The sequence below is a fragment of the Rhodopirellula sp. MGV genome, from assembly GCF_002251265.1.
Lineage (GTDB): Bacteria > Planctomycetota > Planctomycetia > Pirellulales > Pirellulaceae > Stieleria > Stieleria baltica_A.
In genome coordinates, this window is the sequence record NZ_NPDI01000027.1 from 192,361 (window position 1) to 202,471 (window position 10,111).

At 54.3% G+C, this 10,111-nt stretch carries 6 protein-coding genes; 4 read left to right on the plus strand and 2 right to left on the minus strand.

Annotated features, from left to right (window positions below; translation table 11 throughout):
* The first annotated feature begins 1,197 nt into the window (after nucleotides 1-1,197).
* Nucleotides 1,198-2,184 carry a thermonuclease family protein gene (locus tag CGZ80_RS09085; protein ID WP_158222623.1) on the plus strand — a complete coding sequence of 329 codons (987 nt, stop codon included), beginning with the start codon at nucleotides 1,198-1,200 and terminating at the stop codon, nucleotides 2,182-2,184.
* Between the two features lie 1,201 nt (nucleotides 2,185-3,385).
* Here the strand turns inward: CGZ80_RS09085 and CGZ80_RS09090 are convergent.
* Nucleotides 3,386-4,165: a magnesium chelatase domain-containing protein gene (locus CGZ80_RS09090; RefSeq protein ID WP_094413524.1), complete on the minus strand. Its 780-nt coding sequence runs from the start codon at nucleotides 4,163-4,165 to the stop codon at nucleotides 3,386-3,388.
* 284 nt (nucleotides 4,166-4,449) lie between these two features.
* Between CGZ80_RS09090 and CGZ80_RS09095 the strand changes: the two genes are divergently transcribed.
* Nucleotides 4,450-4,962, plus strand: coding sequence for a hypothetical protein (locus tag CGZ80_RS09095; RefSeq protein WP_094413526.1), 513 nt, complete (start codon nucleotides 4,450-4,452; stop codon nucleotides 4,960-4,962).
* 26 nt (nucleotides 4,963-4,988) lie between these two features.
* Here CGZ80_RS09095 and CGZ80_RS09100 read toward each other — a convergent pair whose 3' ends face one another.
* Nucleotides 4,989-5,981: a hypothetical protein gene (locus CGZ80_RS09100; RefSeq protein ID WP_143543820.1), complete on the minus strand. Its 993-nt coding sequence runs from the start codon at nucleotides 5,979-5,981 to the stop codon at nucleotides 4,989-4,991.
* Between the two features lie 514 nt (nucleotides 5,982-6,495).
* On the opposite strand from CGZ80_RS09100, the gene CGZ80_RS09105 reads away from it, so the two are divergent.
* Nucleotides 6,496-7,029: a hypothetical protein gene (locus tag CGZ80_RS09105; protein ID WP_094413530.1), complete on the plus strand. Its 534-nt coding sequence runs from the start codon at nucleotides 6,496-6,498 to the stop codon at nucleotides 7,027-7,029.
* Nucleotides 7,030-7,556: 527 nt separating this feature from the next.
* The coding region (locus CGZ80_RS09115) for a VWA domain-containing protein (RefSeq protein WP_158222624.1) at nucleotides 7,557-10,111 on the plus strand (2,555 nt) is incomplete at its 3' end.

Consider the following 10,111-nt stretch of genomic DNA (forward strand, 5'->3'; position numbering starts at 1 on the left):
GTTGCACAGCACTTTTGGACACGCAAAGTTTATCTGCGACCTTCCTGTATGAGCCAATGCGTTGATACAGCGTCTCAGCGATCTGCATCGTCTCGCTGCTGTAACGATTGCCGGTTTGACTTGAACGAATCGGGCCAGCAAATTGCTTTTCACGACGCTTGATTTCTTCCCAGCAAAGTCTGGGGGACCATAGCGTTGCCAAGGACAACCCGTCAGCTATTCCGTAGTAGAGATCGAAAAACTCCGAATTCGAAGGTAGCAACCCCTGACTAACTGCTCGTTTGACTTCTGGCCTAATGAATCGGTCCCAAGAGTGAGCAACGATGATTGCGTCCGTCCTCCAAGATAGTTCAATGGCATTTGCTAATTGACCAAAGCTTCGATCTTCTCGCCCGCGAACTTCGGAGAATACGTCTGTGAGGTGATGTCCTTTGGCATGCAATCTGGAGCAGAGGTGGACTGTCCTACGGTGCAATGAACCTTGCCTCTTTTGCTGTTCCGTAGACACTCGTGAATAAACGATGACTTTCTGCGGTCCCTTGTACCTTGAAAATGATTCGAACCAGTAAATCGGTTTCTGCTGTTTCGAAAGGAATCGCTGTGACGGTTTGGAGTATAGATGGCAACCAATGCGGTTTGAAGTTGTTGCAATTGACATGTAATTCTCGTTGATTTGAGTGGGTCGTTCCCGCCCATGGTGCTCAACGAGAAAGACGCTCCATGGACGAGAACTGTGAAGGTCATGACTCCTTCAAACCCGCTCTGATGATCAATCTGAGGGCCAAGCTGGTCCCTCTTCTAAGTAGTTATCGTTCGGGCCGAAATTTAGCAAATTTCGCTGACTGGCGGCCGCCCTGCGAAGCTATTAAGATTCCCCTCATGGGATACAAATTCAGGCTTAGCAAGTCCAAGAAAACGCCGTTTGGACGCTTCACAATTTCGCGATCGGGAATCACGCATTCGATCCGAACGCCGTTCGGATCAATAAGTGCAAAGTACGGTGCAAAGCGTACCCGCTCGTCTCGTTCTCGCACGGTAAACCGCAGTGCTGTAGCGGGCGGGGGCTGCCTCGGATGCCTGGGCCAATTGAGCAGCATGTCTCTCGTCGGTCTGATCGCCCTTTGTGGCCTAGTTGGGCTCATTGGGGCGTTTGTCAAAGACCCGGAAGCTACGAAGCAGCGAGAAGCAAATCGCACAGTGATTGCTTCAACGGCTGCCACACCCAACTTCGTTGCTCCGCAAGTTGACGAATCAGGTACAGGGGAAAGCGTCGAGCCAGCACCGGAAACTGCGGCCCCGGAGCCGGATGCGGTCCCAGAGACGTCTGACGACCAAAAAGCAGAGTTGCCACCTGCCGACCCTCCGGACTCCACACCTGAGCTGAAACTACCGGAACAGGATTTCCGCACATGGACCGCGGCTAACAGTTCCAGTTCGGTAATCGCCAAGTTGGTCAATTTCAATGAAACCCACGTCCAGTTGGAGCGACAGGACACGGGGAAACGGGTCAGTCTACCGATCGAGAAACTGAGTGATGAGGATCAGCGATACGTTCAGATTGCGACAACTCCGCGATATGACCAAGACGCAGAAGTTTTAGTCGGGCGTATCACGCGGATCGTGGATGGTGACACGGTGATTCTGTCGATCCGTGGAGTTGGCGAGGCGAAGATCCGACTGGAAGGAGTGGACGCACCTGAAACGGGGCAACGGTTTGGTGACGAGTCTAAGAGTTGGCTATCCAGCCAGATTCTTGGCAAAGACGTTCGTGCTGAATTAACCGGGAGCGACCGATATGGCAGAAAGTTGGGCCATCTCTATGTTGACTCAACCAATTGGGTCAACCAGGGGCTAATCCTTGCGGGATTAGCGTGGCACTACGCGAAATACAATCACGACACTCGACTTGCGTCAGCACAACAGACAGCACGTGGCGGGGCACTAGGACTATGGGCGGATTCGCAACGAATCGCACCCTGGGACTACCGCAACGGTCAGAGGGTAGAAACTGCTTTGCCAGTCAATCTTCCTTCGACGCGAGCGACTGATCCGACGGTTTACGTCACTGATACAGGGACCAAGTACCATCGATCAGGTTGTCGCCACATCAAGCAGAGTCACTACCCGATGCCGCTAAGCCGGGCTCAGTCGGGATACGAGCCCTGCAAAGTTTGCCATCCTTGATTCGAACCGTACTGAAATGGCAAAGCCCAAAAACGAACTTAGTACAGATGATTTCAAGACTGCGCCCAATGGCAATTCCAGCTCGGCAATTGGATTGGACGACTCCGATATCAAAGAACGCCATGAGCGGACGTAGAAACCTGGGATAAGTCAAACATCAATTTTGCGGCGTCACCGTCAACTTGACTGTTGACTATTTCGAATTCCTGCTGCTGGACTTCCTGCTGATTACGGTCTTAATCACGGGCGCCCACTCAATCGACATCACGCTCCAAGAGCGTGAACGAGCAATACATTGAGGATGGCAAATATTGCTGGAATCATGTCAGTTATCAAAAAAACGGCATAATCTATTGATCATTCTCCGGGTGCACGACGGTAAGTCTGCGAATTGAAAGCAAAGCTAAGGGAATACTTCAGAAATTTCAGCAGATTACCGTCATTGGCGTTGCAACCGCCATTACACCGCCGCGAGCTTGTAACTCTTTGCTGATTAAAGACTTAGAGATTTGTCTCGACAACGCATGTTCCCTCTGACACCTGACACGCCAATGACGTAAGGTGTTACTAGCAAAGGGTTTTGAAACAAGCTGAGGAATGAGTTTGACAGTTCGCAAGCAAACTTTAACATTCTCTTGGCTAACAGGGCCAATCCGAAAAATCCCCAAACTTGTAGGCAGAACCGCGCAGGCGGTTAGGCGAAGAATCCGCCTCTGCGGTCCGATCGTGAGGAACGCAAATTCTGCACTCAAGTACGGAGGAGTTTGAAATGACTGGTCCTGCTGAAATGCTGGTCGTAATGACCATCATATTGGCCGTCTGCCTTTTCGGGCGGAAACGATAGCTATCCTGGCGGCTTTCGCCACCAGGATAGCGAAGCATCGGTCTATCCAGACTCTGTCACGAGGAAATGGATAGAACCTTCGAACCGTGGTCAGCAATGCTGATCACGGTTTTTTTTTGCAAAAACTCAAAACTGATCAGAGTCAGCATGTTTGACGTGACTGATTGATGGTTCGCTGACCATGTTTATGGCTCGTCTACCGATTTAGCACTGTTGGGTGCTATCTACATCTATCAGCGTCATATATGACGCTAATAGATCTAGATACCCAGGATATCAATAACATACACCCGATCAACGCGTTCGTGGGATTTTCCGGCGTCTAAATCCTCGGATTGCTTCGCAAACCCTTTGTGGTCAATGACTTGCGGAAGATCGATGCAACTCGAAAATGCAGGGCTGTCCAGCTTCGGCCCTGGTGCCGGAGAATCCAATCTGATTCACATCCACTGCAATGGCTGGAACCGGATACAACATGATTAAATTATGCGAACCGGCGGCGGCGAGTGTGATCGCGCGCTTGGCAGATTCTTGGCCGCGGACGTCACCGAAGTCGATGTCGTACAAGCTGTGTTCTTCGAACAGTTCTTCAAGTCGACTGGGTGCGGGCGCGATGTCGACTTCGCCTGCAAAGAACGCGACGGCTTGAGAGAGACTTTCGACCGGAATGATTTCCAAGCCTTCGACGACGGCGGCTTCGGCAGCGTTTGCGGCCGGTAAGACTAAGCCGCGAAGCTCTTGGTCTTTGGCTGCTTCGATGGCGATCGACAAGCCGCCTTTGACCGGACGGGTGTAGCCTTCGAGCGCGAGTTCGCCGATGATCGCGTATTGTTCCAGCCGGTCGGGAATTAGCTGTCCGCTGCCGGCGAGGACACCGAGCGCAACGGACAGATCGAACGAGGCGGCTTGTTTGGGGAGGTCACCTGGTGCGAGGTTGATCACGATGCGATCGATCGGTCGGGTAAAGCCGCTGTTGACGATTGCCCTTTCGACGCGGTGGGTCGATTCTTTGACGGCGGTGTCAGGCAGGCCGACGAGAATGGTTTTGGGCATCGCGGCGGGAGAGATGTCGACCTCGACATCGACCGGCATCGCTTCGATTCCCAGCAAGGTGTAGGTTTTCAACCGTGCAAGCATGTCCTCGGTCCCAATAAGTCTCCTGCGGCAGCACACCCTCAATGGTGGCGACTAAACCCGCCGCTGGCAAGCGGGCGTGAGCTGGACCGAAACGTCGAGAACTCGCTTTGTTGTCATCCGCGATCAAACCTTGCTCGAAGTTGATGGAGTCCGAAGTTCGCTCAAGACAAGACTGTTTTTAGCTCGATGATCTGGGTACGCTTATCAACCGACCGAGCAGGGACTAATGCTCTGGCACCGAATCTTGCATTCGCATCGTATCGCTGACCTGAACTAAGACACGGATGAATCTACTGTTTTCCATCGCGAGCACTTCGATCGAGTGCGATAACACACGAAACTCGATCCGCTTGTCGGTTGAAGATTTAGTCCGAGGATCGTCAGCGGTATCACTTCGCGAAAACGGTCCCTGTTTATGCCTTGAGGTCGAAGCGTCCGACCTGGGCTGCGAATCGAGCATGGACTCCGACGATCTGTTGGAATTGCTCAAGCGACTTGCCGAAGTGAGCCAAGGGCTTGACTTGCGCTGGCAAATCGGACACGAACTCGATGCCCGGATGGGCGAATTTGACGGTAGCGGCATTCGTTCGGACTTGGCGATCGAATTGTCGACTGCGTTTACGGTCGCACAATCACTGGCCGGGATCATCGTCGATGGCGAGTTTGCCGACGAATATGAAGATGACGACGATGGTAGCGACTCGCCACGCGATTTCGTGAACCTTCAAAACGACGACGAGTGGAATTCGTTGACAGCGTTCGAGGAAACGTTCCAACGTTTCCCCGAGATGGACTGACACTCAATCGATCGAAGACGGTCGATTTACGACTGCTTTTTGAAATCCAACTTGATTGTCGGATTGTTGTTCGCGTCTTTAAGTTGCCAAATCAGTTGGTCGTTTTGCATTGTCACGCTGCCATTGAGTGTGATGCCTTTTCCTTGCAGGATCAAAGCATCGTCAGCCAGTTTGAATTGGCCTTGTGAGACTTGGTTCTTGCCGTTTTGCGTGTAGACCAAGACGAAGTTCGATTGGTCATCGAAACGAATCGCCCAGGCTTGTTTTGCAGAGACTTTGGCAGACCAAGTCCCTACCATTTGACTTGCATCAATGGCCGTCGGAGGTGTTGCTGGTTCAACCGCCGGGCTTTGTTGAGCCACGCTGTCATCGCTTTCGGAAACGAGGCGTGCGATCACGCTAGAGCTTGCGTCTTGCAAAACGCCTGCCACACGGCGCATGTCTTCGATCGATGCGTTTGGCGTGCCCATTGAGGTGTGCAGTACGATTGAATCGTTCTCGATTACCAATTGCACGTTGGAGAGTTTGCTCAGCTCCGTTATGGCTTGGTAAAGCAACTCGCCCTGACGAGGTGAAGTCGCAAGTGATGACGTCACTGGGATTGGCAAGTGAATGTCGATCCGCTGGCTGTCGGCATCAACGCGAAACAGAAACGCGGCCGATTCGTCAGACGACGTTTCCGCTGCGTCAAAAAGCTCGCTGGCTTGGACGCGTACGGTTTGCGATTCGATCGAGTGCTGGATGTCGTAGCCGCTCAAAAATTTCCCCAAAGAAACTTCGCCGACAATCCGATCGCTTGTTTTTGCCTGTGCCGTCGCTTCGTTGATTTGCGTGGCGGCAACGGTTTGCGACATCGTGATTTTGCTGAACAAGTCCCCGATCAATCCGCTTGCGCGTTGCGTGGGAGCGTTTGGCGTGTCTTCTGCGAGTGCGGTGACCGAAGTGCAAGCCAAGCCTGTTGTGATTGCTATCATCGAAAGTGCGATTCGGATCGGCTTCGGTCTGGCTGTCTGGTTCATGGCAAGTCTCTCGTTGTCACCTGGACGACGTTGGTAGCATCGGTGTTTCGCTGTCTTGGTGTCCAAGCGTGGAACCGATCGCCTTGTGACAATATTTTTTTGCCACATCACTGGGACGCTGGAGACCACGAGCGGAGGGGGCGGAACGTCTAGGATGAAGGCGAAACGAGGGAAATCGAGCGGTGATTGGCCAGAAAAACGTGATGACGGCGAGAGGGAAACGCCGATCGTTGAGGTCGAAGGCAAAGACTGAGCTTGCTGTAAGCAGCCAGTGGCCTACACTTACGCGGCGACGCCTACATACGGCCTCGCCCGCTTTGGTCTTTCCATTTCGGCAGAGGGATCATTTTTAGGGTTCGCCTAAGTCAATTAACGGCAAGTGCAGTAGCACGCTTAGACTTACGCGTTTCTCCCAGCGGCTCCATTTTGCCGCCGACGGGCCAAAGCAACTGCCGGTTGACGAGTCGATGGATTTGTCAGCCGGCTTTTTTTGTGTCTTTTGCAAACGATCCGTATGAACGCGAACTCCGATCCGATTTCGACCGACGGTGGTTCTGCCGACGAATTGCCGCCGAGTGTCTCGCCGAACAGTCGTGTTTCTCGCGGTGCGGTGATTGCGGCGTTCATCGTCATGATTGGCGTTGGGCTGGGCGTGTACGCGATCTTTCCAGACAGCGTCGGTGGGCCACGCCTTCCGGTGAGCGTGAAACTCACCAAAGCGGCGGTGGAGACAACCAATGGTCAGATCGCGGTGATGACGGAAGTCGTCACGGTCACCAACGAGTTGGACCAGCCGATCAAGAATCTGGCGATCGAGCTGAACGGGCAATATTTATTGATGCAGGCCAGTCCGATTGAGCCGGCGGAGACGCTGGAGCTTCCGCTGAGCGTTTTTACTGACAAACGCAGCAGCCAGCGATTCGATCCATCCCGCTACAAGGTGGATGAGGTGATTGTTCGTGGGCAGCTGCCAAGTAAGCAGCGTGGCGTGTCAAAATTCGAGTTTGACCACGAGGGGCACCCGGTTGCCTCCGAGGATGCTCCCTAATTCGGTTCCAAAACCGTATTTCGGCTGAAGTCGCCGCTTCCTGTGAAGTCCGACCGCGCCGTCCAGCGATAGGGTGTTCTAAGGACCCAGGGTTTTAGGAAAACGGGGCAATTGGCACAGCGTTCGCGTCTATTGAAGGCGTCAACGGGGTTTGACTTGTCTTTCGCCTAATTCGGCTGAGCAATTTCGATACAGGTGTTGCAAAATGCTACACCCGGTTATTCCGGAGGTTGCGAGACTGGAGGCGGCGAAAGACGTTTTTTTCGTAGAAAGAAGCCTAGGCCGGAAATAGACTCTGGATGCACAGATGCTACTCAGGCCTTACGCCAGGCTGATTCCTTTTCCCAGTTGCGCCTCAAGCCGCCGATTTAGGCGTTTTTGGCAGGTTTGAAACTTAGCAAAACACAACGGTCGTTCCGATGAAGACACGCAGGCGCCTGTTTTCAACCACCGCGGAGAAAATTCAGATGCGAGAAGTCGCAGTTCACTCGTCCCGATTTGCGAGCCGTTTACGACGGCTGGCACCAATGGCCATCGCCGTGGTTGCGATGATGGCTCCCAATGTTTCCGCTGACGAAGCACAAGTTCGGATTGTCAGCTTTACTGCCTCGGAGGGTGACTCGTACTTTGCCGCATCGATCATGCCATCGGCGGACGACACGTTGTTGGCGGCGACATCGAAGGCAGCAGCCGATGTGGTGATCATTGTCGACACCTCGGCCAGCCAAGCGGGCGATTTCCGCCGCGAGTCGATGGCGGCACTGAAGAGCGTGCTATCGAACCTGCGATCGGGCGACCGCGCGAAGGTTTATGCCGCCGATGTTGACGCGGTCGCGATGACATCGAACTTCGCGTCGTCCAACGAGTCAAACGTTTCCAACGCGATGGGCGCCCTGTCACGACGCTTGCCACTGGGCCACACCAACATGGTCGCGGTGATTGAAGCGGTTCGCGGCACGCTGCTGAGCGAGCCTCAATCACACACCCGCTCGATCGTTTATATCGGCGACGGTGCATCGATCGACGCGACCGGAAACGAAACACGATTTTCGGCGATGGTCGACGCACTGCGAGCGGACCATATCTCCGTTCACAGCATCGCGATCGGGCCAACCAAGAACGTCGAACTGATGGCGATTTTGGCCAATCAGACCGGCGGCGTTTTGGGAATCGTCGAACAATCCAGTGGCAACACCGCAGAAGCGATTGCACGCCAAGTGACTGACTCGGCAGTGCGTTCGCCGATTTGGGTCAGCACTCTTGCGGTTCCGTCTTCGCTGCACTTGGTTCAAGCGAAACGTTTGCCACCACTGCGTGTCGATCGCGATTCGATCTTGCTGGGAACGATCGACGCCCCAAGCAGTGACATCGCATTTTCGATCCATGGCGACACGCCGAACGCGAAAGTCACCATCGAAGGTGCCTCGGCTGTTGAAGCGGATCACCCTGACTTCTCGTTCTTGCCAGGCTTGGTCGCGACCGCTGCAAACAACAACGGCTTGACCCTGCCGACCGCGAACAGCGGGTTCTTGCGTCAGACTGCCGAGCTGTTGGCCAATCAATCCAGCGAGTTGGTTCGCGCCGGCAAGTTGGCATTGAAGCAGGGCAACAAGAAAGGCGCCAAAGCGATTGCCGACATGGCCGTCCAAGCGGACTCGTCGAACGAAGAAGCCAAGTCGCTGCAACGCTTGAGTGGCACGACGCTGATCATTCAAAACGATTCGCCCTTTGGTAGCGATGACGATCCGTTTGGCGGTGACGATCCCTTCGGTGTCGGCGATGTAAGCGACGCCGCGGACGAAGCACCGGCTGGCGACGCCGCGATGGATGACTTGTTCGGTGGCGACGCGGACGCTCCTCCGGCGGCTGCCGCAGACGACGATGTTTTCGGGAATCCCGATCCCGCACCGGCTGCACCTGCACCTGCCGTTGCACCACCAGCGCCTGCTCCTGCGGCTCCGGCACCTTCGGCAGCACGTATGCCCGAACTGCCACCGAACCGCACGATTGTTGGCGACGATGAAATCTTGGAAAGCGGTGGTGATCTGCTGCGAAGCGTTGAATCGCAACGTGCCGCGGTTGAAGGCCGTCTGCGGGCGGAAGTTCGCGCTTCGTTGCGGCTTGCCGAGCGTGCCTTGCGATCGGACCCGACCGGAGTTGCCGGGCAACTGAAATCGGTCCTCGCCCGCGTACAATCGCTGCCGGACATCAATCCCAAACTCCGCCGCGAACTGGAAAGCCAACTGCAGTCGGCAATCCAAGCGGCCAGTGTTTCCGAAGCTCGCTTCGCGGCTCAGCAAGAAAACATCATCGCACAGCAAGAAGCGGCTCGTGCGACCGCGCAGATGTTGGAAAAGACATTCCGTCGTGAAGCAACTCTGCAAACTCTTTCGCGTCAGATGAACGCGTTGATTGACGAAGGCCAATACGACAAAGCGGACGGCGAAGTCTCGTTGGCATTTGCGGATTTGGCTGGCGATTCGATTACCGAAGACTCGGTTGCCGGTCGTCACTTCACCGACCAGCCGTTGGCGCTTCAGGTTTATGACCGTGATCGACGTTACAAAGAAATGCGTGAGCGTAACTTTGTTGACGCGTTCTCCCTGGTTCTCAAAAGCAACATCCCATTTGTTGACGAACCGCCAGTAATGTACCCCGATGCGGACGTTTGGCGTGAGCTGAGCGATCGTCGACTGGCGGAGTACGGTTCGATCCAATTGGTCGGCGATAACGAAACCGAGCAGATGATCGAAAAACGATTGTCTGACGATACCACGCACCAGTTCATCGAAACACCGTTGAACGATGCGATCCGTCAGCTCTCTGACGCCCACGATATCCCAATCGTGATTGACCGTCGTGCGTTGGACGAAATCGGTGCCGACGAGGAAATGCCGGTCAGCATCGACATGAAGAACGTCAGCTTGCGTTCGTTCCTACGTTTGATGCTTCGTGACCTCGACTTGACCTACTTGATCAAAGACGAAGTGATGCAGATCACGACCGTCGAAGCGGCCGAAGAAAACCTGGTGACAAAAGTCTATCCAGTCGGTGACCTTGTTGTGCCAATCGTCAACCTTGG